Origin of the sequence: Alteromonas sp. BL110, assembly GCF_003443615.1 — a bacterium.
Classification (GTDB): Bacteria; Pseudomonadota; Gammaproteobacteria; order Enterobacterales; family Alteromonadaceae; genus Alteromonas.
The window spans coordinates 2932912-2957199 of sequence record NZ_CP031967.1 but is presented as its reverse complement, the minus strand read 5'-3'; the positions used below and the strand labels follow the sequence as shown (position 1 = coordinate 2957199).

Genomic DNA, 24288 nt, shown 5'->3' with positions numbered 1-24288 from the left:
CTTATTTGAATTAGCGTGTTGGACTTAATACGCTGATAAAAAAATGGCCACATCTTGATGTGGCCATTTTTTATTACTGCAATGCGTTGATTATAGGGACGTTCGCTTCTGGGAAGTCTTCGGCGTTAAGCGCCTGCACATTTACCCACCGCGACTGTTGACCTTCTTTGCCATGAGGTTCACCGGTAAAGTCTAAAACGCGATGAACGTCTAGCTTAACTTGCTTATCGCCATAGTCATGGGTGATAACAATCACTGGCTCACAGCGATTAACGCTAATTCCCACTTCTTCAGCAAGTTCACGCTTTAAGGCGTGAAGCACGGTTTCGCCTGCTTCCACTTTTCCGCCTGGAAACTCCCATTTCCCGCCTTGATGAGCATTGTCAGGCCTAAGGGTAATAAATATGTCATCGCCGCGGGCGATAACGCCCACAGCAACATGTACCACTTTCATTACTTAAGCTTACCGTGACACTGCTTATACTTTTTACCAGAACCACAAGGACATGGGTCGTTACGGCCTACTTTTGCGCCTTCGCGAACTTGGGTACGCACTTTGTCACTTGCCTCTTCTGGCGTTGCGTTCGCTTCTTGGTGTTCAAAGTTCTTAGGCACATCGTCAGCTTGACGACGTTGCTCTTCTACTTTTTGCACGTCTTCTTCAGCTTGTACTTTTACACGCGCAAGAATGGTGATCACTTCAACTTTAAGAGCTTCTAGCATTTGCGAGAACAAAGCAAACGACTCACGCTTGTATTCTTGCTTAGGATTTTTCTGCGCATAACCACGTAGGTGAATACCTTGACGTAAATGGTCCATGGCAGCCAAATGCTCTTTCCAGTGACTGTCTAGGTTCTGAAGCATTACCGCTTTTTCAAACTGACGCAGTACTTGTTCACCTACCACTTCTTCTTTTTGCTTATAGGCGCTTACCACTTCACCTAAGATTCGCTCGCGAAGCTTCTCTTCATAAAGCTTGTCGTCATTTTCAAGCCATGTTTTGATTGGCAAATCTACGGCGAAATCGGCACGCATACGCTCTTCAAGGCCGCTTACATCCCACATTTCCTCTAACGATTGTGGTGGAATGTACTCATCGACAACGCTTGAAATAACATCTTCACGGATGGCAGCAATCGTCTCGCTAATATCGCCTTCATCAAGAAGTTCATTACGCTGTTCGTAAATAACTTTACGCTGGTCGTTGGCTACATCATCGTATTCAAGTAGCTGCTTACGAATATCAAAGTTACGGCCTTCTACTTTGCGCTGTGCATTTTCAATGGCGCGAGTTACCCATGGGTGCTCAATGGCTTCACCACGCTCCATACCCAGACGCTTCATCATGTTGCCCATTTTTTCAGAGGCAAAGATACGCATCAGCGCATCGTCTAATGAAAGGTAGAAACGGCTTGAACCTGGGTCACCCTGACGACCTGAACGGCCGCGAAGCTGGTTATCTATACGGCGAGACTCGTGACGTTCTGTACCAATAATATGTAAACCACCTGCTTCAAGTACGGCATCGTGGCTTTTCTTCCATTCTGCTTTAATCTTTTCGATTTGTGCTTCAGTTGGATTTTCAATCTTCTCAACTTCCGCCTGCCAGTTACCACCTAACACAATATCGGTACCACGACCTGCCATGTTGGTTGCAATGGTTACCGCACCAGGCTTACCTGCCTGAGCAACGATATCCGCTTCATGTTCGTGGAATTTAGCGTTAAGTACCTTATGCGGGATTTTCGATTTTTTAAGAATACGAGAAATCAGCTCTGAGTTCTCGATAGAAACGGTGCCCACAAGCGTAGGCTGACCACGTTTAACGCACTCTTTAATGTCTTCGACGATGGCTTCGTATTTTTCTTCTGCAGTAAGGTAGATGAGGTCCGCCATATCTTTACGTTGCATAGGGCGGTTAGTTGGTATAACAACCGTTTCTAAGCCGTAAATATGGTTAAATTCAAAAGCCTCTGTATCGGCAGTACCTGTCATACCCGCAAGCTTGTTATACAAGCGGAAGTAATTCTGGAAAGTAATTGAAGCAAGGGTTTGGTTTTCATTTTGAATACGAACCCCTTCTTTCGCCTCTACAGCTTGGTGCAAACCTTCAGACCAGCGACGGCCTTCCATAGTACGACCCGTGTGCTCGTCAACAATAACGATTTGGTCTTCTTTAACAATGTAGTCTACGTCTTTCGAGAACAACTTGTGCGCGCGAAGTGCCGCATTGATGTGGTGAAGCAGTGAAATATTACCTGCAGCAAAAAGCGATTCACCTTCAGGCAACAAACCTTCTTCATGAAGGATTTCTTCTACATGAATTTGACCGCGCTCGGTAAGGTGGATTTGTTTTGCTTTAAGATCGATAGTGTAATCACCGTCGCCTTCTTGGCCTTCTTCATCTTCTTTTTCTTGCTGAACAAGCTTAGGAATAATGGTGTTAATACGGCGATAAAGCTCTGAACTATCTTCAGCTTGGCCAGAAATAATAAGTGGCGTACGGGCTTCGTCAATAAGGATGGAATCAACTTCATCCACTACTGCATAGTTAAGCGGGCGCTGAACGCGGTCTTGCGGGCTAAACGCCATATTGTCGCGCAGATAATCGAAACCGAATTCGTTGTTGGTACCGTAGGTAACATCTGCTTGGTAAGCATCGCGCTTTTGCTCGGGTGACATTCCCGGTACGTTGCAACCTACGCGCATACCTAAAAACGTGAATAACTGATTACTCCACTCAGCATCACGTCGTGCCAGGTAGTCATTCACGGTAACAACGTGAACACCTTTACCCGATAGTGCATTTAGGTAAGTTGGCAAAGTAGCGGTAAGGGTTTTACCTTCACCGGTACGCATTTCAGAAATTTTGCCTTCATGTAGTACCTGACCGCCAAGCATCTGAACGTCGAAATGACGCATACCGTAAACACGTTTACTGGCTTCGCGCACCGTAGCAAAGGCTTCAATAAGAATACTGTCTAGGGTTTCGCCCTTTTCAATGCGCGCTTTAAATTCGTCAGTTTTGGCCTTTAGCGCCTCATCGGAAAGCTTTTCAAATTCTGCTTCCAGTGCATTGATGGCATCTACGTTTTTGCGTAATTTTTTTAATAATCGGTCGTTTCTACTACCGAATACTTTTCGAAGGATGCTTGAAAACATTAGCTTTTATATTCCACTACTTGTCGAGGCGCCGCACATCGTGCACAGCTAAATTAAACGTATAAAACACAACATTAAATACGCTGTGTTTTGCGATGTTCTAAAATTATGCTTCTCCGTTTCAAATAACCTCATTTAATAAGGTATTTTCCACGAGAACTACCTGGCTGCTACCTAGTCTACTTTTTGTAAACGAAAGGTAGAGGATCGATTGGTTTTCCGTTTCTTATTACTTCGTAGTGGACATGAACGCCGGTCGAGCGCCCTGTATTGCCCATTTTTGCAATTGGCTCCCCTTTGGTCACCACATCACCTATTGAAACAGTAAGGGTGTCGTTATGCCCATATCGGGTAACAAAGCCATCACCGTGATCAATTTCTACTAGTTGGCCATAGCCGTAGCGCTCCCCTGCCCAGGTTACAATTCCTGCAGCAGTTGCTACTACGTTTTCCCCTGCTTTACCTGCGAAGTCTAGCCCTTTGTGCATGGTAGGTTCGCCGGTAAACGGGTCGGCCCGCATACCATAATAAGAAGACAACCATCCTGACTCTATCGGACGACCAGATAATTGGCTCTGTTCGTTGATATGGTGACCCCTTACCAAACTTTCAAGCATAGACAACTGTTGAGACTTTAGATCAAGAGACTGCTCTAGTTTGGCTATTTCATGAAGGACAGGATCGTCGTGGAGGTTTTCCGGTATCGATACCGGTACGAAAGCGTCCAGGTCAGCCGCTGACATACCTAATTCTGTTGCGATTTGCTTACTCTTTTCATCAAGCAGCGATGTCTGTGCAGACAATTCTGCGACATGAGTAAGCAATGCTTTTAATTTTACCGTGGTTTGTTGTTTAAGCGCTTCAACGTCTTTTTGTTTTTCGCTGACTTCTGTTTGCGCTAAACGAACGCGCGCAACGTCTTCTGACACAGATTCAGTAGAGCGGCTCGACACTAGCATAAAAATAGACGAGAGCACGGTCGCACTCACAAGCGTACGGACACTAATACTGTGCCTGTAGCGTTTATTTTTACCTGCTAATGTGATTGTTAATTTCATACCACGAAGAATGTTTCTGTTTCACGCCACTTTTTCAGACCACTGTGAATAGTTTTGTAGACAAAAGCAAAGACCTTTGACTGATTATTTTTGTGTCACGTGGGTGAAATTTATATTAATTATTCGGCTACTGTATCATTTATTTCAGTAAATGCCATACGAAAAAAAGCCGCCCGTTAGGCGGCTTTTTGAAATTCTTACGCTAACACGGGCTGAGCATAACGAATAGGTGCCGTTTCCTGCGAGTCGTAGGTCACGAACTCCCAACACTCTTTTTGCGCAAGTACCGCATTTAATAGCTTGTTGTTAAGACCGTGCCCAGTCTTATAAGCACGCAGCTCACCAATCAAACTATGACCGCCAAGATATAAGTCACCAATAGCATCCAAAATCTTATGCTTTAAGAACTCATCATCGTAGCGTAACCCTTCTGGGTTAAGCACGCGGAACTCATCTAGCGCCACTGCATTTTCCATGCTTCCACCCAACGCTAGGTTGTTAGCATTCATGTACTCCAAGTCGCGCATAAAGCCAAATGTACGAGCACGACTAACTTCGTTTACATACGAGCATGAATCAAAATCCATAACCATATGCTGGCGAGTCTGGCTGATTACAGGGTGGTCAAAGTCAATCTGAAAATCGACACGAAAGCCGTCGTAAGGTACTAACTCGGCCCACTTATCACCATCTTCTACACGAACTGGCTTTTTAATACGAATAAACTGCTTAGGCGCGTTTAGCTCTTCAACACCGGCAGATTGAAGTAAAAATACGAACGGGCTAGCACTTCCGTCCATAATTGGCAGCTCGTTACTGTCTACTTCAACAATAATGTTGTCGATACCTAAACCCGCAAGCGCAGACGCTAAGTGCTCTACCGTCTGGATAGTTACACCGTCTTCATTATTTAGACACGTACACAGCATAGTATTACCTACCGCATTCGCACGCGAAGGTATGTCAACATGTGGTTCAAGGTCAACACGCCTAAACACGATACCCGTGTTTGCTGGCGCAGGTCGGAGAGTCATTGTGACCTTTTCCCCTTTATGAAGCCCAATTCCGGTCTCTTGTACCGATTGCTTGATTGTACGTTGTCTAATCATCTGCTTAAGCTTTTACCTATTAAAAAAGCGGGCGCGAATTATAGTGAGTTATTACTCACATGTCAAAAAACACCCGTCCTGGCAAGTTTTACCTTGTCAGATTACGCATCTTTTTGACCTATCCACGCGAAATTCTTCACGCTGTGTAAATACATCCTACTAAGTAAGACAACACAAACGTAAAATAATTCCCTTCCTTTTCAGGCAGCTAAATTAGTCTGCCTGCTTGCGAAGAAACGCAGGAATATCTAAATACTCCAAATCGTTATCTGGCTGAGCACTGTCGTCAGCTTTCAGCGCTTGGTTGCCCTCTGTACCACCTACTGCAGAGCGCGGTTCACTTGTCTGTGAATTACCGTATTCTTTAGCTGGCTGTGTAAGACGAGAACCTTCTGCGCTTACTAATGAAATGTCAGGCTTGCGCTCTGCGCCAATGCCGGTCGCAACAACCGTTACGCGAAGCTCATCCGTCATTTCCATATCGATAACCGTACCCACAACCACGGTCGCGTTTTCAGATGCGAACGCTTTAACTGCGTTACCCACGGTCTCAAATTCATCAATCGCAAAATCTGGTCCCGCTGTGATATTCACAAGAATACCCCGTGCACCTGACAGGTCGATATCTTCAAGAAGTGGACTGGCGATAGCTGCTTCAGCAGCTTCTTCAGCACGGTCTGGACCGCTTGCTGCACCGCTACCCATCATAGCTTTACCCATCTCAGACATAACAGTACGTACGTCTGCAAAGTCAACGTTGATCAGACCTGGGCGAGTAATAAGCTCCGCAATACCCTGAACTGCACCGCGTAGAACGTCGTTTGCCGCGCTGAATGCTTGCAGAAGCGGCGTACCTGGCCCCATTACTTTTAATAGCTTTTCGTTAGGAATAGTAATTAGCGAGTCAACATTGTTAGCAAGCTCTACAGTGCCTTGCTCAGCAAAAGAGGTACGCTTTTTACCTTCAAATGGGAACGGCTTAGTCACTACCGCTACCGTAAGAATACCCATTTCTCGAGCAATCTTCGCTACTTCAGGTGCTGCACCTGTACCTGTACCACCGCCCATACCGGCCGTGATGAAAACCATATCGGCACCGTCTAGCGCCTGACGAATGGTTTCTCTGTCTTCTTGCGCAGCTTCGCGACCAATGTTCGGATCAGCACCCGCACCTAACCCTTTTGTTACGCTAGAGCCGATTTGAAGTGTAACGTCTGCACTTGAGCTGCGAAGCACCTGTGCATCGGTGTTAACTGCGATAAATTCTACGCCTTCAATGCTTTGAGACACCATGTGCTCAACAGCATTACCACCGCCGCCACCGACACCGATGACTTTGATTACGGCTTCTTCGCCGTGACTATCCATTAATTCGAACATACTTACTCTCCGGTTGTACGTCTTTTTAAACACTACGCCAGGTCATTCCCTTAGGCTATTTGCTTCCTGCTAGCCTTAATGCCGTAGCTATAGCGCCCCCAAAATAAAATTAAAATTCACCTTTAAACCAGCTTTGCACTCGATGAAATAAGCTTTCACCGGGTTTCTGCGTACTGGACTTCTTATTATCAGACTGTACTTTGCCATATTGCAGCAGTCCTACAACTGTCGCAAAGCCAGCATCATCAACGTATTCGGACAAGCCTTTTACATTGATGGGTTTGCCCACGCGCACGGGCATCTGGAAAAGTTCTTCGGCAAATTCCACAGCACCTTCCATCTTAGCGGTACCGCCAGTAAGTACAAGACCTGCTGCGATTTGCTCCTCCAGACCGCTGGCACGAATTTCATCATGTACCAGCTCAAAAAGCTCTTGGTAGCGAGGTTCAATGACCTCAGCTAGCGTATGGCGAGACATGACCCTAGCCGGGCGTCCACCTACGCTAGGCACCTCAATACTGTCTTCCATACTCACCATATCTTTCAATGCACAGGCGTAATTCACCTTAATTTCTTCTGCATTGCTAATAGGCGTTCTAAATATTTTAGCGATGTCGCTGGTAATTTGATTACCCGCAACCGGTATAACTGCCGTGTGGCGAATCGCACCATCTGTGAATATAACCATATCCATAGTACCGCCACCAATGTCAACCACACATACGCCAAGTTCGCGTTCATCGTCAGTTAACACTGCATAACTTGATGCCAATGCTGAAAAGATCAGCTGATCGGCATTAAGTTCACAACGCTCAACACACTTCACCATGTTTTTCGCCATATCGTCGGCACAGGTAATAATGTGAGCATCAGCTTCCATTCTTACTCCTGACATACCGATTGGGTTTTTAATGCCTTCTTGTACATCAATGGTGAATTCTTGAGGTAGCACATGAAGTAAACGACGTTCCGCTGCAATCGGCACACTGCGCGCTGCATGAATAACGTTATCTACATCTTCTTGTGTTACTTCTTGGTTATTAATCGGTACCATACCGTTTTCGTTTTGGCATTTTACGTGACGTCCCGAGATAGACATGAAAACTGAAGACACACGGCAATCTGCCATTAACTCCATCTCGTTTACTGCACGCTGTACCGACTTAACGACCAGGTTTAAATCGTTAACGCCGCCCTTATCCATGCCTTTCGATGCATGGGTGCCCACGCCTACGATACTGATTTGATCGTCTTCTAGTAATTCACCCACCACGGCCTTTACTTGGCTGGTGCCGATATCTAGCCCTACAATCAAATTGCGTTCAGCAGGTTTTGACATGGTTTCCTTAACTCTCTTTATCTGTGGCGCTGTCATCTTTCCATCCGACTGCTACGCCCGTGTCATAGCGAAGGTCGACGTATTTCACCGCCTTCTCTTGTTGCGCCAGAAGTGGATACACATCAATAAACCTTTGTAGTCTATCGATAAACTCCTGGCGTCCTAAATTCAATTTAATGCCGTTTTTCAACTGCACTTGCCATGCAAATCGTTCACTCAATGACAATTCGTCTATTGCCATGTCTGTTGTTGCAATCAGCGCGTGCATGGCGTTGTAGCCTTCAAGGGCGGTTTTTTCACTACCACCTGGGCCGTAAAGACGCGGTAAGTCTAACTTCACGCCCTCGTTATTAAACGTATCCCCATAAGGGTTTAACAACAAATCTTCATTCCATTGCGCAACAGGCTGCTGCTCAACCAAATAAATTTTTAACGTATTTGGCCATTTTTTTCTCACTGATGCGCGGTAAACCCAAGACTGCGCTTCAACCAGCTCAAATACTTCATTAACGTCGAGCGCGAAGAAGCTTCCTGGCTGCGCTTGGCGAATTAAACGCTCTAACTTGGTTATATCGATGTGCTGATAATCACCAGAAAAATCGATAACCTGAACCGGCATTTGCTGTTCGTCCTGCAAATACTGGTTTGCTTTAAGCCCGCCAAATACTAATCCAGCAATTACAAACAGTAAGAAAGCGACGCCGCCCCATACTGCCGTTTTGCTTTTGCCTGCCTTTTCAGAAGCTGGCTTATTTTGATTAGTATTGGTATCAGCCACATTTACGCCTTGTTTGCAACGTCATCAAAACTGGTAGAAAGAATACTTAGTACCAGTTCATCAAATGTTAATCCTGCAACTTTGGCTGCCTTAGGCACCAAACTCTTTTCCGTCATGCCAGGAACCGTATTCGCCTCTAGCAAGTAAAATTGCCTTTGGTTGTCCTGCATAACATCTATCCTTCCCCAGCCGCTGCCAGAAATAGCGTCAAATGCACGAGATGCTAATTTCGCTAACTGTGCTTCTTGCTCTTCAGACAAGCCGCTTGGGCAATAGTATTCTGTTGTATTATCCTGATATTTCGCAGCATAATCATAGAATGTATGTGGAGTAGACATGCGAATAGACGGCAACGCCTGCCCCTGTAATACAGAAACAGTAAATTCGGGGCCGTCTATATACTGCTCTAACAGGACTTGATTATCGTATTTAAAAGCGTCCTGAATGGCAGTTTCGAGTTGTTTAGCGCTTGTCACTCTCGCCATGCCAATACTCGACCCTTCTCTGGCCGGTTTTACCATGACTTCATTCCCCAATTTATCCATTATAGCGCTGCACTTACCAGCTTCAAAGTGCCTTTTATCAGCAATTTCATATTTTGCAGTGGGTAGACCTAAACTTTGCCACACTTGCTTAGTATGAATTTTATCCATTGCCAGCGCAGAGCCTAAAACTGGGCTCCCCGTATAAGGTATTTTCAAGAACTGAAGCGCACCCTGCATAGAGCCATCCTCACCGCCACGACCGTGCAGCATGATTAGCGCTCTGTCGACTTTTAATTCGAGAAGGTCGGTTAGCGGTCGTTCTGCCGGGTCAAATCCAAAGGCATCCACGCCTTGCCTTAATAGCGCCTTTAATACCGCGTTCCCTGAATTGAGTGATACTTCGCGCTCTGCAGAGTCACCACCAAGCAGTACAGCCACTTTACCGTATTCGCTAGGTGAATGCGTTTTCTGTGAGTGAATACTTACTGAGGGAGTAAACATTTTATTTTCCTTCCTTAGCAAGTGTTGCAGGCTCTAACTCATGTCGAGCCAAAAGCTTGGCAATTTGTCCAATGTTACCAGCACCTTGAGTCATGACGATGTCGCCGTCCTGCATAATATTAGCCAAAATAGCCGGCAAGGCGTCTTTGTCGCCTACATATACAGGCTCTATTTGACCGCGTTGACGAATGGAACGACACAGCGCTTTACTATCAGCACCTTCAATAGGCTGTTCGCTCGCAGCATAGACATCTAGAAGCAACAGTGCATCAACGCTCGACAGTACTTCAACGAAATCTTCATAGAGATCTCTGGTTCGTGTGAAACGGTGAGGCTGGTAAACCATGACTAAACGTTTATCTGGCCAGTTTGCGCGAGCCGCTGCGATAGTTGCTCTTACTTCCGTTGGGTGATGACCATAGTCATCCACCAAACACACCTCGCCTTTGCTGGTATTAAATGTGCCTAGCTGCTCGAATCGACGACCTATTCCACCAAAGCTAGCTAGTGCACGGACAATAGCATCGTCATCCACGCCTTCATCGCAAGCCACTGCAATAGCAGCTAGGGCGTTAAGCACATTGTGATTGCCGGTGAGGTTTAACGTAATATCTAAGGGTTCACGCTCTGGGCGAATAACGGTAAAATTCGCTTTGCCGAATGACAGTGAAACGTTTTCTGCACGGTAGTCATTGTGAGACTCAAAACCGTAGGTAAGAATGCTTCGGCCTATACGAGGGCGAATTTCTTGAATATTCGCATCGTCACCGCACACAATGGCTTGTCCGTAAAATGGTAGGTTCGACAAAAACTCAACAAAGGTATCTTTTACTTTCGAGAAGTCTCCGCCATAGGTATCCATATGATCCGCTTCAATATTGGTCACAACCGATACCATCGGCTGCAAATGAAGAAACGATGCATCGCTCTCATCAGCTTCTGCTATGAGGTAACGGCTTTTACCTAAACGGGCGTTAGTACCGGCACTGTTAAGCAAGCCACCGATAACAAACGTAGGGTCGTACTCGGCTTCTGCGAAAATTGTTGATATCAAACTGGTTGTGGTTGTTTTGCCGTGGGTACCCGCCACTGCGATACCGTGACGGAACCGCATCAATTCTGCCAACATTTCAGCGCGGCGAATGATGGGTATACGCTTCTCACGCGCTACGATTATTTCAGGGTTTTGCTCATTGATAGCGCTAGATACAACAATAACGTCCATGCCTTCGACATTTTCAGCGCGATGACCTATTTTCACATCAGCGCCTAATTCACTTAAGCGCTGCGTCATTGGCCCCTCTTGAATGTCAGAGCCAGCAATTGCATAACCTTCGTTCAGCAGTACTTCTGCAATACCACCCATACCGGCACCACCGATGCCGATAAAGAATATATTTTTAACCCTGCGCATTTGCGGGCTTTCAAATGGGGTTTTAAAAACCATTAGTCCCCTACTCCTACCACACTTTTAACGTGGCTTACTACATTTTCCGTGGCATGGGTGCTCGCACATGTTTTTGCAACGCGCCCCATATTCAAGCAGCCTTCAGGGTGTTGTAACCACTGACGCACCGCCTGCCCTAAATTTTCTTTTAATACTGATTGAGCAATCATCAGTGCGGCATTTTGCTTCACTAACGACTGCGCATTTTTCGTTTGATGATCGTCAACTGCGAACGGTAGCGGAACAAAGATAGCTGCACGACCCGCTGCTGCAACCTCACTCACCGTAAGTGCACCTGCTCTACATACAATAAAATCTGCCCATTCGTACGCTGCAGCCATGTCCTCAATAAAATCGCTGACATCAACTTTCGACATATCAGCGCCTACAGATTTATAAGCTTGAGCAACATTTTCACTGTTACCTCTACCGCACTGGTGCTTTATTGATAAGCCTTCTAGTACACCGCATGTCTCGGGCACAGTTTCATTCAAAATCTGTGCGCCTAAACTGCCGCCAACCACAAGCATATTTAAACCTTGCTTGTGCTCACTGGTGTTTTCAAGAGGGTTTGCACGAGCGCCTGCGCTACTATCTTCAGCTTTGGGCATCACCTGCCAAATTTCATCGCGAACAGGATTGCCAACAGTATGCACTTTATCCGCAGCCCCTGAAAATTGTTCTTTAGCATCGTTAAAGCCAAGCAATACGCGACTTGCGATTTTGCTAAGAAGCTTATTGGTCATACCCGCCGCTGCATTCTGTTCATGCACTATCACAGGAATACCTAAGCTTTTTGCTGCAACCCCGCCTGGGCCACTCGCATAGCCACCAAAGCCAATAACAATGTCAGGTTGAAGACGCTTTATGATGCGTCTTGCTGAAAATAAGCTTTTGACTAAGGCAACGGCGCCTTGAAGACGTGCCGATACCCCTTTACCACGAAGCCCTTTTACAGGAATAAAGTGGATAGGAATATTGTGCTTGGGCACAACTTGCGCCTCCATTCGCTCGGCAGTGCCTAGCCAATGGATATCCCAGCCTTTATTTCGAAGCGCGTTTGCCACTGCAAGACCTGGGAAAACATGGCCGCCTGTGCCACCTGCCATAATTAAGCAACGCTTAGCCATTGTCCGCCTCCTGCGCTACGCGCGCGAGTATGGCTTTAATGCCAGCTTTACCTTCATCTTCTACGCTTGATGTTTTAGCGCTAGGTTTAGCTTCGACCGTTGCTGTAGAAAAATCGGCTTCATCGGCCTTGCTTTCTGCCCTTGCCTCACCCTCAGCATGTGACGCTTTAGATTTGGACGCGTTTGTAGGAATAGGCTTTTTACGGCGAGCTTTACTCTTACCGGATTTGCTGTCGCCCCGACCAATCGCCTGTACGCCATCAACACGTAATTCAAAATCGATTCGAAGTAATATGGCTACTGCTACTGACATAATAATAAGTGACGAGCCACCGTAGCTAACCAACGGCAGTGTTAACCCTTTGGTGGGCAGGATACCGGCGCTTGCGCCTATATTTACCGCCGTTTGGAAACTAAACCAGATGCCTATGCTGTAAGCCATATAACCATCAAACGCCCGCCCTTTTTCAAGTGCCTTGTTACCGATGCTCAGCGCACGCAACACCATCCATAAAATAAGACCAAGTACTGCAAGCACCCCAACAAAGCCGAGTTCTTCAGCTAAAATAGCCATAACAAAGTCAGTGTGTGCTTCGGGTAAGAATTCCAATTTTTGCAAACTATTGCCAAGGCCTTGCCCAAACCAGTTCCCGCGGCCATAGGCCATTAAAGACTGGGTTAGCTGATAACCCGCACCAAATGGGTCGGCCCAAGGATCTAAAAAAGAGGTAACCCGTTTCATTCGGTACTCTTCGAACACGATAAGCGCTACAACCGCCAATATGCCGGCAAACACCAAGGCGAAGAACTGCCAAAGTCGTGCACCCGCTAAAAACAACAAGCCAATCGTGGTTGCAAACATCACAACGACCGTACCTAAATCTGGCTGTAGCAGTAACAACATCGCTAACGCAAAGAACACCACAAGGGGCTTAATAAAGCCTTTTAGATTTTCAGTAACTTCTTCGTAACGACGAACTAAATACCCAGCTAAATACGCAAAGAAAAAGAGCTTAGCTGGTTCGGCCGCTTGAATGGTGATGGGCCCAATCGCCAACCACCGGGTACTACCGTTTACGGTTCTTCCCACTACCAGTACCGCCAATAATAACGCGATAGCCGCAAGCAGAAGGTAGGGGTTGGTCATGCGCCAAAACTGCATAGGCAAATTCAGTACGACCATTGCGGCAATGATGGCTCCAACAATATAAATACCGTGGCGAATAGCAAAATAGAAGGGATTGTCATGCAGTCTATCAGCCACCGGCATTGATGCTGACGTAACAATAACAACTCCAATGCTCATTAGCGCGAGCGCAATTAAGATAAGCGTCACGTCATAGGGGTGCGATGCCGAAGATTGTCCGTCGTGCTTCGCGGCAAATAGCGCGCTAAGTTTAGTAGAGGCAGTCATCATAATTCAGCCTCCACTGCACCGTTGTTCTGGTTATGTAAATTATGTAGATCGTGTACATCTTGCTTAAACACGTTACCGCGATGTATATAGTTCTTAAACATATCTAGGCTTGCGCACGCAGGTGAAAGCAGTACTACATCACCAGGAACTGCAAGCCTTGTGGCCGCTTTTACCGCATCTTTCATGGTTGCCACACAAGTAGTATGCGCAAAACTCTTTTCAAACAGATGGGCATCTTTGCCTAAAGCAAATACGTGAGACACATATTGACTTAGATAAGGCGTAAGGCAGTCTATATCAGCGCCTTTAGCGTCTCCACCGGCAATAAGAACAAGCTTACCTTCTAGGGTTGGAGCTAACCCTTCAAGGGCTGCAACTGTGGCACCAATGTTTGTTGCTTTAGAATCGTCGATATAGCGAACGTTGTTTACTCGCGCTATTTCCACACAACGATGTGGTGCAGATTTGAAACTATGTAGGTGTTTAACCGCCGTTTCAGGCGAAACACCTAGCTCAAAGCAGAAGCCTAACGCAGCCATAATGTTAAGCACGTTATGCATGCCCGCTAAATGAATATCGTTAAGGGAAATAAGCTTTTCGCCGTTAAACGTAATGTATAGGCTTTGTTTATCGTCTGAGCCACTGCTTCTATCTTCAAAAGGCGCAATCGCAAATCCTGTGTTCGACTCTCCCAGTCCATATTCAATAATATTTTTTGACGCTAACGCACCTTCATTGGATACGATATTTGATGCAGCATTACACTTTGCCTCAGCAGTAATCTGCTCGTCTGGCGCTACAAACTCACCGTCGCGCCATACAACCGCAGATTTCGCATTATCAAAAATCCGATGTTTGGCATCGATATATGCTTCAAGGGTACCGTGACGGTCTAGGTGATCATCAGAAATATTAAGTACAGTGGCAGCTTCAAGCACCAGGCTAGACGTAGTTTCAAGTTGAAAGCTTGATAGCTCCATCACCACGACATCTGCATCGCTTTCCAATGCTTCAAGCACAGGGCGACCCACATTGCCTGCTTCAATGCTCTTTACCCCACAGGCATTAAGCAAATGGTTCACCAACAAGGTAACCGTGGTTTTACCGTTAGAGCCTGTTATGCCAACAACTCGTTTAGTTGGCATAGTACTATTTTCAGATGTATTTAAACGGGCAAACAGCTCGACATCACCAATGACTTCTACGCCGCACTTTTGCGCTAAGGCAACCTGTTCAATGTCTAATGCAAGACCCGGGCTTAGTACTAAGGTGTCAACGCCATCGAAGTAATCAGCACTTAAGGCATTGCAAGTGATCTTCTCTGCCATAAAAGCTTGTATGCCAGAGTCGAGATCACCATCAAGGTCAACAGGTGCAGTAAAATTAGCACGGGTATCAAACGCTTTAACCCTAGCCTGCTTTTGCAACAAAAAGCGCACGCAAGCCTGACCTGTAACACCTAGGCCACCGACTACATAACTATGCTCACGTACGTTATACGACATTACTATTTATCTCTTTACCGCTTATCTAAGTTTGAGGGTAGCAAGCCCCACCAAAACCAAAATGATTGAAATGATCCAGAAGCGCACGATAACCCGCGGCTCCGGCCAGCCCTTCAATTCATAGTGATGGTGAATAGGCGCCATGCGGAAAATACGCTGGCCACGCAGTTTGTATGAACCTACCTGAAGGATGACCGACAGGGTTTCCATAACAAAAACACCACCCATGATGATTAACACCAGTTCTTGGCGTACCAGTACAGCTAACACACCTAATGTGCCGCCTAACGCTAGTGAGCCAACGTCCCCCATAAATACTTGTGCCGGATACGTGTTAAACCATAAAAAGCCTAAGCCTGCACCAACCATGGCGGTACACACAATCACCAGTTCACTGGTGAGTGGAATATGAGGAATATTCAGGTATTCGGCAAAGTTCGCGTTACCTGTCACATAGGCAAAAATGGCAAATGCGCCTGCAACTAGTATGGTTGGAACGATGGCTAAACCATCCAATCCATCAGTAAGATTTACCGCATTGCTGGTACCTACAATGGCAAAGTAAGTAATGATAATGAAGAACGCACCTAACTGTGGAAACACTTCTTTGAAGAAGGGTACCAGTAGCGAGGTTTCAGCACTTATCGTTGCGCTGCTGTATAAATAGAATGCGACGCCTAATGCAACTACCGATTGCCAGAAATACTTCCAGCGCGCGATAAGCCCTTTCGAATCTTTGCGGATTACTTTTCTATAATCGTCAACAAATCCGATAATACCGTAGGCCACAACCACAGTTAGGGTTACCAGCACATAGCGATTAGTCAGGTCAGCCCAAAGCAGACCACTTACTACAATGGCCGCAAGGATCAGCAACCCGCCCATAGTGGGTGTACCGGATTTTGATAAATGGCTTTGCGGGCCATCATCACGCACCGTTTGGCCAATTTGCATGCGCTGCAAATAACGAATCATCTTAGGGCCAATAAGAATGGCAATAAGTAGTGCGGTCAGCGTGCTTAAAATTGCACGAAGGGTAAGGTATGAAAATACGTTAAACCCTGAATCAAATTGTGTCAGCCAGTCGGCTAGCCAAATTAACATGCTATTCGCTCCCGACGGCTATCGTGCTTTCCCAGCGTAGAGGCCTCGACTGCCTCTACCACGCGTTCCATTCTAGAACTGCGTGAACCTTTAACTAAAATTGAAATATCGCGCTGCTGCACTAACAAATCACTCTCCATTGCGGCCAACAAACTTTCAACATCGCTGAAATGGCCACCATTTTCATTAAACACAGCACTCGCTGATTGACTCAAAACACCCATGGTATACAGGTAGTTGATTCCTTTTTGTTTAGCGTATTCCCCCACCTGCTCGTGGTAAAAACGCGCCTTTTCACCCAACTCTTTCATGTCGCCTAGCACAAGAACGCGAATGCCTGAAAAGCTACTTAGTGTATCAATTGCTGCATTAACAGACGCCACGTTGGCGTTGTAGGTATCATCTAACAGGCGAACTTGCTCGGTGAGCTGTTTTACATTCAAGCGGCCGCTAACTTGCTTCATGGCAAGTAAGCCGTCGCGCACATTTTCTAACGTGGCGCCAACTTGTAGTGTTAGCGCAGCAGCAACAAGGGCATTCCCCACGTTATGAACGCCAGGAATGGTAAGCTGAATAGACATCTCACCGTGTGGGCAAACCAAATGGAATGCGGCGCAGCCGTCTAATCCAATGGTGATATCTTCTGCTCTAAAGTCGGCTTTGTTTTTCTGCTGCGGGGAAAACGTAAGCGTTTTAGTTTGTTTAAGCTTGCCTTGCCAAAATTCGGCAAATTGACTGTCGACATTGACTACTGCCACACCATCATTGTCTAAGCCTTTAAAAATTTCACTTTTGGCTCGCGCCACACCTAGCAAGCTGCCAAACCCTTCTAGATGAGAAGCGGCGGCGTTTACGATAGTGGCTACGTCCGGCTTAACAAGGTTCGTGGTATAGGCGATTTCACCAATATGATTTGCGCCTAACTCCATAACCGCATATTCATGCTGAGGCTCTAAGCGCAGAAGGGTTAGCGGCACGCCGATATCGTTATTGAAGTTGCCGTTTGTGGCTAATACATTACCTCTTCGCTCCAAAATAGCGGCGCACATTTCCTTTACGGTGGTTTTACCGCTGCTTCCGGTGATGGTAATGGTTTTTGGCGCCACATACGATTTTACCGCCGCACCTAACAGACCAAGTGCTTCTTTGGTATCTTCAACCACGATGACAGGTAGCGAGGTCGCTACGTCTTCACTGGCAATAACTGCGCTTGCTCCGGCTTGTTCTGCCGTTGAGATAAAGTCGTGGCCGTTGAAATTTGGGCCTTTCAAGGCCAGATAAACTGCGCCATCTTCAAGGGTACGGGTATCGGTACTTACTGCAGATACTTCGATATCAGCAGCGCCTTTTAATAATTTCCCATTAACCTTTTCGGCTATCCATGACAGCGTTGTTGTTATCATTTGCTGTACTCCTGTTGCAGTCGCGCCACAACTGCACGTTCGTTATAATTAGTCTTTTTGTTACCGATAATTTGGTAATCTTCATGGCCTTTTCCGGCCACAATGATAATGTCGCTTTCATGCGCATGCTCAAGGCAGTGGCGAATAGCTTGCTCGCGGTCCGGTATAGATACTGCCAGCTCAGAATTTTTTAAGCCCGCAATGATGTCCTTGGCTATAGACTCAGGACTTTCGCTTCTGCTGTTGTCGGTGGTGATCACAATAGCGTCAGCGCCTGACTCAGCAGCCTGGCCCATCAAGGGACGCTTACCTTTATCACGGTCGCCACCGCAACCAAACACACACCACACCTTACCTGTGGTATGGAACTTGGCGCTTAACAGCACTTTCTCCAGAGCGTCTGGCGTGTGCGCATAGTCCACTACCAAGTTGGCCGCCCCCGTTACAGGAAATACTTCCATTCGCCCGGGTACGGGCGCGATGGCATTTACCGCGTTAACCACGTCATCAAAACGCTCACCTTCAGCTAGTAACGTACCTATGGCGCTAAGTACATTGCTGATATTAAACTTTCCGAATAATGGCAGCGAAATAGCTGCACTTCCCCAAGAACTTACAAGCTCAAAGCTACATCCACCTGCATGATAAGAAGCATTTGTGGCGAAACAATGGCGACTTTGTGGATTGTTATGTTTGCGCAATAGTCCACTTTCACCGTTTCCATCCAGACCACTTTCGTCTATCGCTGTCCAGATTCGTGTAATCGTCTTATCTGCTGCGCCATCCCACCTTTTACTTTCATCATCATTAGCATTTAAAACCACAGTCTTTAAACCGGGCTGCTGAAGCAGCAAGCGTTTGGCTTTGCCGTACTCTTCCATAGTGCCGTGATAATCGAGGTGATCTCGAGTGAGATTGGTGAAAACAGCGATATCGGTTTTTACTGTACCAAGACGCCCCTGAACCAATGCGTGAGAACTTGCTTCAAAAGCCGTATGGCGCACTTCGCTTTGCACAAAGTCTGCCAACAAATATTGCATACGTATGGCATCGGGCGTGGTGTTCTCCGCTGGCGTGTTCGACCACTGGGTTTCATCGCCCTCAAACACACTACTCCCTAAGGTTCCTATGCTTGCGCTACGTGTACCTAATGCGCTCTTAATCTGTGTAAGCAGTTGAACTGTAGAGGTTTTCCCGTTAGTTCCTGTCACTGCCACCGTGGCCATTTTTTGTGCGGGATAGTCATAAAATGCAGCAGCTAATGCAGAAAGCATTTGTGGTAGTTCATACAGCGAAATGATGACGCTGTGGTCGCGCATTTCCATTTGACCATGGGCTCTACTGTCTTCAGTTTGCGCCAGAATTACACGAGCCCCTAAACTTATTGCTTGTGGTATAAAATCGCGACCATCACGTTCATGCCCCTTAACCGCTACAAACGCTAAGCGCGTATTCACTTCACGGCTGTCTAACGTTAAACCTTCAATGCGAATATCTGGGGCATCTACTCCAAATTTTGCTAACAAGGCTTTAATACTTTGAATAAAGGCACTAACTACCACTTTGACCTCCCATCAGTAAACGACTTGAAGTAACCTGTTTGTCATCTGGTGTCACGTTTAGCATGTGCAGTGCACCACCCATAATTGACGAAAATACAGGTGCTGCGGTATCCCCTGCGTGATACAAATCGCCGCCTGGTTCGTTGATCAATACAATAGTGACTAGCCTTGGGTCAGACACTGGAGCAATACCGGCGAAAATGTTGACATACTCTTCCCCGTAGCCGCCAGCGACCGCTTTTCTGCTGGTACCTGTTTTGCCCGCTACGCGATAGCCTGGAACTGCCGCTTTGGTTGCCGTGCCGCCGCGCTGGGTTACGCTTTCCATCATTTGAACAATGGCTTTTGCGTTCTCTTCACTAATTACTCGCTCTGATTGAGCTTGCCATGAAGGTTGCTCAGGCGATTTGATAACATTGAGAGGTGTTTTAACGCCGCCGTTTGCCAATGTCGCGTAAAGTCTCCCCAGCTGTGCCGTGGTTACAGAAATGCCGTACCCAAATGACAAGGTGGCTAATTCAAATTCAGACCAGCGACTACGCTCATGGAAAATACCACTGCTCTCGCCGGCCATGTTAAGCCCGGTATCACTCATAAGGCCCATGTTGTAGTAAGTATCAAGCAGGAACTGTTTAGGAACAGACAGCGCCAGTTTCGATGTGCCCATGTTCGAGGAGTGCTGAATAATTTCTTCTAGCGTTAGCTCGCCATAGTTGCGTGAGTCTTTTACTAGACTGCCGCCCAAACGCATCCAACCTGGGTTAGTGTTTACTGAATCTTCAGGCTCAACTTCACCGAATTCTAATGCAGTAAGCACTGCCAGTGGCTTCAATGCTGAGCCCGGCTCGAACGCATCAGTAATAACTCGGTTACGCATTCTGTGCGCAGACAGTTTGCTTCTGTCGTTCGGGTTGAAGGAAGGTGCATTAACCATTGCCAATACGTCGCCGGTTTTTACATCAATAACAATGGCTGAAGCCGAACTTGATTGATAATAAATCATGGCTTCTTTGATTTCTTTGTAGGCTAGAGCCTGAATACGCTGGTCGATGGTCAGCTGCAGGTCACCAGCTTTTTCACCCGACTTAGTCTCTAAAATTTCAACCTGACGTCCTTTCGCATCGCGGCGTATTTTACGAGAACCCGGCGTGCCCGTTAGCCACTCGTTATACATGCGTTCTAAGCCTTCAACGCCTGTGTCATCAACATCGGTTACGCCGATTAACTGCGCTGAAACTTCACCTGTAGGATAGTAGCGGCGGCTCTCGCGACGCAGATAGATACCTGGAATATCTAGTTTATCAACGTACTCTGCCATGGCCGGCGACACCTGACGCTGTAGATAAACGAAGCGACGCTTGGGGTTAGCCACTTTTTCTTTCAATTCATTAACGTCTTGGCGCAGTACATCCGCTAGCGCTTCCCAGCGGCGCTCCTCTTTGAAGCCTTCATTTTCATGAATAATTTTTGGGTCTGCATAAATGGCGCGAACAGGAACACTTACCGCTAGCTCAACACCGTTTCTGTCGGTGATAAGGCCACGGTAGGTCGGCATATCACGGGTTCTAAGCGTGCGGTTGTCGCCCTGTTGAATAAGCTCATCAGGCTCAATAACTTGAATGTAGGCTGCGCGTGCCGCTAACACGCCAAACACTAACATGATAACAATAAGCACAACCACAAAACGCCAGTGCACTAGGCTTGGCGTTACATTTTGTTTTGCACCTGTCTTTTTGCGTTTACGAGAAAGTGCAGATGTACTCATTTTAGCCTCACCACTACTTCGTCGTCTGCCGTGGCACGGTACATTTCTAACTGCTTTTCAACCAGGTTTTCTATGCGGTTATGCTCAGTCAACGCTCGCTGTTCGAGCACGAGGTTACGCCACTCAACATCAAGCTCATCCTTCTCTTGCATAAGGTCTTCAAGGGCAATGACCTGCTGTCTGTTGTGATGGCTGCTGAGCGTTACCGCCATAGCACTTGTGATAACCATTAAATACAACAAAACCCGCAACTTGTTGCGGGTCAAATCTGAAACAATTATTAGCAGTAATTTAAAATTAGTGCTGGCCTTGTCTGGTATGGCTTTGGTCATAACTTTTCTGCCACACGTAATACCGAACTGCGGGAGCGAACGTTGTTCGCAATCTCCTGCTCTGAAGGTTTTATTGCTTTACCCAGAGCTTTGAGCACTTTATCTGCATCTATTTCAGCTTGGGTTATCGGTAAATTGTGCGGTACAACTTTCCCTTTACTTTGATCCTTAATGAAACGCTTTACTAAGCGGTCTTCTAACGAGTGAAATGAAATAACGGCTAAGCGGCCTTCTTTTGCTAAGACTTGAGTAGCCGCTTTAAGGCCCACGCGAAGTTGTTCTAGCTCAGCATTGATATAAATGCGAATACCTTGGAATGCACGGGTTGCAGGGTGTTTGAATTTGTCTTTTACAGGTACGGCTTCATCAATGATTTTGGCGAGCTGTGCAGTACGCGTGATAGGTGTATCTTTACGCGTGTTAACAATAGCGTGAGCAATGCGCTTGCCGAACTTTTCTTCGCCAAACTCTTTAATAACCTGCGTAATGTCTTGCTCTTCTGCGCTAGCCAGCCAATCAGCAGCACTTTGACCGCGAGACGTGTCCATGCGCATATCAAGGGGACCGTCGCGTAGAAAGCTGAAGCCGCGTTCAGCATCGTCTAGCTGAGGTGAAGATACGCCTAAGTCCATTAGCACACCGTCAATCTTACCGGTTAGCCCTAACGCGTCAATTTCTTCTGCCATATCTCCAAACGGTGAGTGGATAATGCTAAAGCGCATATCATCGGCAAAGCGTTCTGCTGCTTTGATTGCTTGTGGGTCGCGGTCAAAGGCGATGAGGCGTCCGTTTTCACCTAGTGCCTCTAGAATATGCGCTGAATGCCCACCACGGCCAAACGTGGCGTCAATGTAGATACCGTTCGGTTTAATCGCTAAAGCTTCGATGCATTCGTCAAGCAATACTGAAATATGTTTAAATTCGCTAGGCTGCGTCATAGAGAAAAGTCCTGTAATCGTTCGGTAAGTTCAAATTCGCCTTTGCGTTCGGTGTCTATATCAGCTTCAACTTGTTGTGCCCAAATATCGGCATCCCAAATTTCGAATTTGTTTAACTGACCAACTAACATGACTTCTTTTGAGAGTTTTGCGAAACTTCGCAGTGGAGTAGGAACAAGAATACGCCCGCTTTTATCCATCTCACCTTCTGAAGCATATCCTAGTAGCAATCGCTGCAAGCGACGCTCGGCTGGGATCATGCTTGAAAGTTTAGAGAGTTTAAGCTCAATCTCTTCCCATTCGGGAAGTGGGTAAAGCAGCAAACAACTTTGTTGTGTATCGACTGTGCAGACCAGTTGTCCCTGACAATCATCCAGCAGCGACTGACGATACTTCGTCGGTATAGCCAGTCTGCCTTTTGTATCCAGATTGATTGCGTTAGCGCCGCGGAACATTCCCCTAGCCTTTTATTATTTGCTCTTGGTTTTCTTGTTTTTTGAGTACTAATCTGCAAAGTGATGATGATTTGATCCACAATTCGCCACATTTACCCACTGAGATACAGTTTAGGTATCAATGATCCCCACTGTCAAGTAGAAAAAAGGCGTGAAGGCCGCATAAACACTGGGTTCAAACTGGTTGGATATACAGTATTTTTAGGAAGTGTATGATTAGGCGTGTAAAAAAGATTAAAAAATATTCAGGTGGGTAAAATTAAACTTAAAATTTATCGATGAATGGCTGTTTTTATCTAAATTGAATGCGTTGCTTAACATAAAAGCAACCTCTAGGAATAAATGCAAAAAAAATGAACTACCAACCGAAGTTGATAGTTCATTGTTAATAATTACTAGCTATCAATAGCTGATGGCTAATCTACTTTAAAAACGGTAAGAAGCTGTGAGCGATGCTACGTCGCTTTCGATATCGCTATCAAAATCTGTTTCATAGCTTGCCGCTACTGAGAATTGCTCATTCACCCAGTAATCTAAAGCCACCCCTACAGTTTTTAAGTTGTCAAAGCCGTCTGGCGCATTGGTGTAGCTATAGCTGCCTTGAACACTTAGACCTGGGCTAAAGAAGTAACGCGCACTTCCAGATAATACATCAACATCATCGGCAATGTATTGGGCGGCGAAGTCCCAACCGGTTCCCCCGTTACCTACTGTGGTATAGCGAGTGAAAACTAGAGGTGAAGTTTCATTCTCGCTTTCGCTGTATCTATCTGTACCGTCATTAATATCGTAGCTGGCGCGCTGATAAATTACCCCTGCGCCTATTTGCCATTGACGTGACAAGTTAAATCCTACTTTTAAATCGATATTGGTGTAATCTTCATCACCAAAGTCGTCGTCAAATTTACTGTGGGCACCTTCAATGGCTAGCATCCACGTATCGTCGAAATAAAAAGTAGTACCTAAGTTAAACACGTCGATACCATCTAAATTAGCGTAACCACCAGACAAACTAGATACGCGTTGCAGATATGGGTTAATTAAATAAGCGCCGCTGTTTCCGCTAACTTCATCAAGGTAGCGCACATATCTAGCACCGTAGAGGTTGTCATCTACCCCTTCAAGATCGACCGCGGTTACTTGTACTTCGTTTTGTGTAGCTGCATGTGCCGCTGAGACTGAAAATACTGAAGCCGTAATAAGTGAAAGTGCGGTTAGCGTTGTTGAAAGTTTATTAGATTTGATGTTCATGTCTTTTGTCCTTAAAAAATGTGTTGGGAACGACGTGTAATAACACTACGCATAAGATAAGACATTAAAACTTAACGGATTCTGAACGAAACATGACGAAATATGAACATAGTGTTTAGACATAAAAAAACCCGCGACGAAATCGCGGGTTTTTACATTTAAGTTTG

20 protein-coding genes are annotated in these 24288 nt (G+C 46.2%); all 20 read right to left on the bottom strand.

Translation table 11 applies throughout. The features are described 5' to 3' along the window. Positions 1-73 precede the first annotated feature (73 nt). The 20 genes from mutT to D1814_RS12650 all read right to left on the bottom strand — a co-directional run bounded on the left by mutT (position 74) and on the right by D1814_RS12650 (position 24121). Positions 74-454 (bottom strand): 8-oxo-dGTP diphosphatase MutT, encoded by a 381-nt coding sequence (gene mutT, locus D1814_RS12745; RefSeq protein ID WP_118492820.1) that lies wholly within the window; start codon positions 452-454, stop codon positions 74-76. Further along, positions 454-3162, bottom strand: coding sequence for a preprotein translocase subunit SecA (secA, locus tag D1814_RS12740; RefSeq protein WP_118492818.1), 2709 nt, complete (start codon positions 3160-3162; stop codon positions 454-456). The genes mutT and secA overlap by 1 nt, the downstream gene beginning before the upstream one ends. A gap of 179 nt (positions 3163-3341) precedes the next feature. After that, complete coding sequence (locus D1814_RS12735; RefSeq protein ID WP_118492816.1) at positions 3342-4220, bottom strand: M23 family metallopeptidase; 879 nt, start codon at positions 4218-4220, stop codon at positions 3342-3344. A 197-nt stretch (positions 4221-4417) separates the two neighbouring features. After that, entirely contained in the window at positions 4418-5329 is a 912-nt protein-coding gene (lpxC, locus tag D1814_RS12730) for a UDP-3-O-acyl-N-acetylglucosamine deacetylase (protein WP_118492814.1), read from the bottom strand. Positions 5330-5542: 213 nt separating this feature from the next. Then, on the bottom strand, positions 5543-6709 hold the full coding sequence (ftsZ, locus tag D1814_RS12725) for a cell division protein FtsZ (protein WP_118492812.1): 1167 nt from the start codon (positions 6707-6709) through the stop codon (positions 5543-5545). Between the two features lie 109 nt (positions 6710-6818). Beyond that, positions 6819-8048, bottom strand: a complete 1230-nt coding sequence (ftsA, locus tag D1814_RS12720; RefSeq protein WP_118492810.1) for a cell division protein FtsA — start codon at positions 8046-8048, stop codon at positions 6819-6821. A 7-nt stretch (positions 8049-8055) separates the two neighbouring features. Beyond that, entirely contained in the window at positions 8056-8826 is a 771-nt protein-coding gene (locus tag D1814_RS12715) for a cell division protein FtsQ/DivIB (protein ID WP_118492808.1), read from the bottom strand. 2 nt (positions 8827-8828) lie between these two features. Continuing rightward, on the bottom strand, positions 8829-9812 hold the full coding sequence (locus D1814_RS12710) for a D-alanine--D-alanine ligase (RefSeq protein ID WP_118492806.1): 984 nt from the start codon (positions 9810-9812) through the stop codon (positions 8829-8831). A 1-nt stretch (position 9813) separates the two neighbouring features. Then, a complete protein-coding gene (gene murC, locus D1814_RS12705; RefSeq protein WP_118492803.1) occupies positions 9814-11259 on the bottom strand; it encodes a UDP-N-acetylmuramate--L-alanine ligase in 1446 nt (481 codons plus the stop codon). Then, on the bottom strand, positions 11259-12389 hold the full coding sequence (gene murG / locus D1814_RS12700) for an undecaprenyldiphospho-muramoylpentapeptide beta-N-acetylglucosaminyltransferase (RefSeq protein WP_118492801.1): 1131 nt from the start codon (positions 12387-12389) through the stop codon (positions 11259-11261). The genes murC and murG overlap by 1 nt, the downstream gene beginning before the upstream one ends. Continuing rightward, complete coding sequence (gene ftsW, locus D1814_RS12695) at positions 12382-13806, bottom strand: cell division protein FtsW (protein ID WP_118492798.1); 1425 nt, start codon at positions 13804-13806, stop codon at positions 12382-12384. The genes murG and ftsW overlap by 8 nt, the downstream gene beginning before the upstream one ends. After that, on the bottom strand, positions 13803-15311 hold the full coding sequence (gene murD, locus D1814_RS12690) for a UDP-N-acetylmuramoyl-L-alanine--D-glutamate ligase (RefSeq protein ID WP_118492796.1): 1509 nt from the start codon (positions 15309-15311) through the stop codon (positions 13803-13805). The genes ftsW and murD overlap by 4 nt, the downstream gene beginning before the upstream one ends. A gap of 21 nt (positions 15312-15332) precedes the next feature. Further along, positions 15333-16415 carry a phospho-N-acetylmuramoyl-pentapeptide-transferase gene (gene mraY, locus D1814_RS12685; RefSeq protein ID WP_014950432.1) on the bottom strand — a complete coding sequence of 361 codons (1083 nt, stop codon included), beginning with the start codon at positions 16413-16415 and terminating at the stop codon, positions 15333-15335. Next, positions 16409-17818: a UDP-N-acetylmuramoyl-tripeptide--D-alanyl-D-alanine ligase gene (locus D1814_RS12680; protein WP_118492794.1), complete on the bottom strand. Its 1410-nt coding sequence runs from the start codon at positions 17816-17818 to the stop codon at positions 16409-16411. The genes mraY and D1814_RS12680 overlap by 7 nt, the downstream gene beginning before the upstream one ends. Continuing rightward, positions 17815-19380, bottom strand: coding sequence for a UDP-N-acetylmuramoyl-L-alanyl-D-glutamate--2,6-diaminopimelate ligase (locus D1814_RS12675; protein ID WP_118492792.1), 1566 nt, complete (start codon positions 19378-19380; stop codon positions 17815-17817). The genes D1814_RS12680 and D1814_RS12675 overlap by 4 nt, the downstream gene beginning before the upstream one ends. Beyond that, on the bottom strand, positions 19370-21145 hold the full coding sequence (locus D1814_RS12670; protein WP_118492790.1) for a peptidoglycan D,D-transpeptidase FtsI family protein: 1776 nt from the start codon (positions 21143-21145) through the stop codon (positions 19370-19372). The genes D1814_RS12675 and D1814_RS12670 overlap by 11 nt, the downstream gene beginning before the upstream one ends. Continuing rightward, a complete protein-coding gene (gene ftsL, locus D1814_RS12665) occupies positions 21142-21477 on the bottom strand; it encodes a cell division protein FtsL (protein WP_118492788.1) in 336 nt (111 codons plus the stop codon). Before ftsL ends, D1814_RS12670 begins: the two co-directional genes overlap by 4 nt. Continuing rightward, the gene (gene rsmH / locus D1814_RS12660; protein ID WP_118492787.1) at positions 21474-22415 is read right to left on the bottom strand and encodes a 16S rRNA (cytosine(1402)-N(4))-methyltransferase RsmH; all 942 of its coding nucleotides are present in this window, start codon (positions 22413-22415) and stop codon (positions 21474-21476) included. The genes ftsL and rsmH overlap by 4 nt, the downstream gene beginning before the upstream one ends. Continuing rightward, positions 22412-22870 (bottom strand): division/cell wall cluster transcriptional repressor MraZ, encoded by a 459-nt coding sequence (mraZ, locus tag D1814_RS12655; protein ID WP_012519465.1) that lies wholly within the window; start codon positions 22868-22870, stop codon positions 22412-22414. Before mraZ ends, rsmH begins: the two co-directional genes overlap by 4 nt. A 426-nt stretch (positions 22871-23296) precedes the next feature. Beyond that, complete coding sequence (locus D1814_RS12650) at positions 23297-24121, bottom strand: hypothetical protein (RefSeq protein WP_118492786.1); 825 nt, start codon at positions 24119-24121, stop codon at positions 23297-23299. Between the last annotated feature and the right edge of the window lie 167 nt (positions 24122-24288).

Coding starts and splice junctions, on each gene's coding strand:
- murG (WP_118492801.1), bottom strand. CDS start 12,389: ATGGCTAAGCGTTGCTTAATTATGGCAGGTGGCACAGGCGGCCATGTT.
- mraY (WP_014950432.1), bottom strand. CDS start 16,415: ATGTTAATTTGGCTAGCCGACTGGCTGACACAATTTGATTCAGGGTTT.
- D1814_RS12670 (WP_118492790.1), bottom strand. CDS start 21,145: ATGAGTACATCTGCACTTTCTCGTAAACGCAAAAAGACAGGTGCAAAA.
- ftsZ (WP_118492812.1), bottom strand. CDS start 6,709: ATGTTCGAATTAATGGATAGTCACGGCGAAGAAGCCGTAATCAAAGTC.
- secA (WP_118492818.1), bottom strand. CDS start 3,162: ATGTTTTCAAGCATCCTTCGAAAAGTATTCGGTAGTAGAAACGACCGA.
- D1814_RS12650 (WP_118492786.1), bottom strand. CDS start 24,121: ATGAACATCAAATCTAATAAACTTTCAACAACGCTAACCGCACTTTCA.
- ftsL (WP_118492788.1), bottom strand. CDS start 21,477: ATGACCAAAGCCATACCAGACAAGGCCAGCACTAATTTTAAATTACTG.
- murD (WP_118492796.1), bottom strand. CDS start 15,311: ATGTCGTATAACGTACGTGAGCATAGTTATGTAGTCGGTGGCCTAGGT.
- mraZ (WP_012519465.1), bottom strand. CDS start 22,870: ATGTTCCGCGGCGCTAACGCAATCAATCTGGATACAAAAGGCAGACTG.
- ftsW (WP_118492798.1), bottom strand. CDS start 13,806: ATGATGACTGCCTCTACTAAACTTAGCGCGCTATTTGCCGCGAAGCAC.
- D1814_RS12735 (WP_118492816.1), bottom strand. CDS start 4,220: ATGAAATTAACAATCACATTAGCAGGTAAAAATAAACGCTACAGGCAC.
- murC (WP_118492803.1), bottom strand. CDS start 11,259: ATGGTTTTTAAAACCCCATTTGAAAGCCCGCAAATGCGCAGGGTTAAA.
- ftsA (WP_118492810.1), bottom strand. CDS start 8,048: ATGTCAAAACCTGCTGAACGCAATTTGATTGTAGGGCTAGATATCGGC.
- D1814_RS12710 (WP_118492806.1), bottom strand. CDS start 9,812: ATGTTTACTCCCTCAGTAAGTATTCACTCACAGAAAACGCATTCACCT.
- D1814_RS12680 (WP_118492794.1), bottom strand. CDS start 17,818: ATGATAACAACAACGCTGTCATGGATAGCCGAAAAGGTTAATGGGAAA.
- mutT (WP_118492820.1), bottom strand. CDS start 454: ATGAAAGTGGTACATGTTGCTGTGGGCGTTATCGCCCGCGGCGATGAC.
- lpxC (WP_118492814.1), bottom strand. CDS start 5,329: ATGATTAGACAACGTACAATCAAGCAATCGGTACAAGAGACCGGAATT.
- rsmH (WP_118492787.1), bottom strand. CDS start 22,415: ATGACGCAGCCTAGCGAATTTAAACATATTTCAGTATTGCTTGACGAA.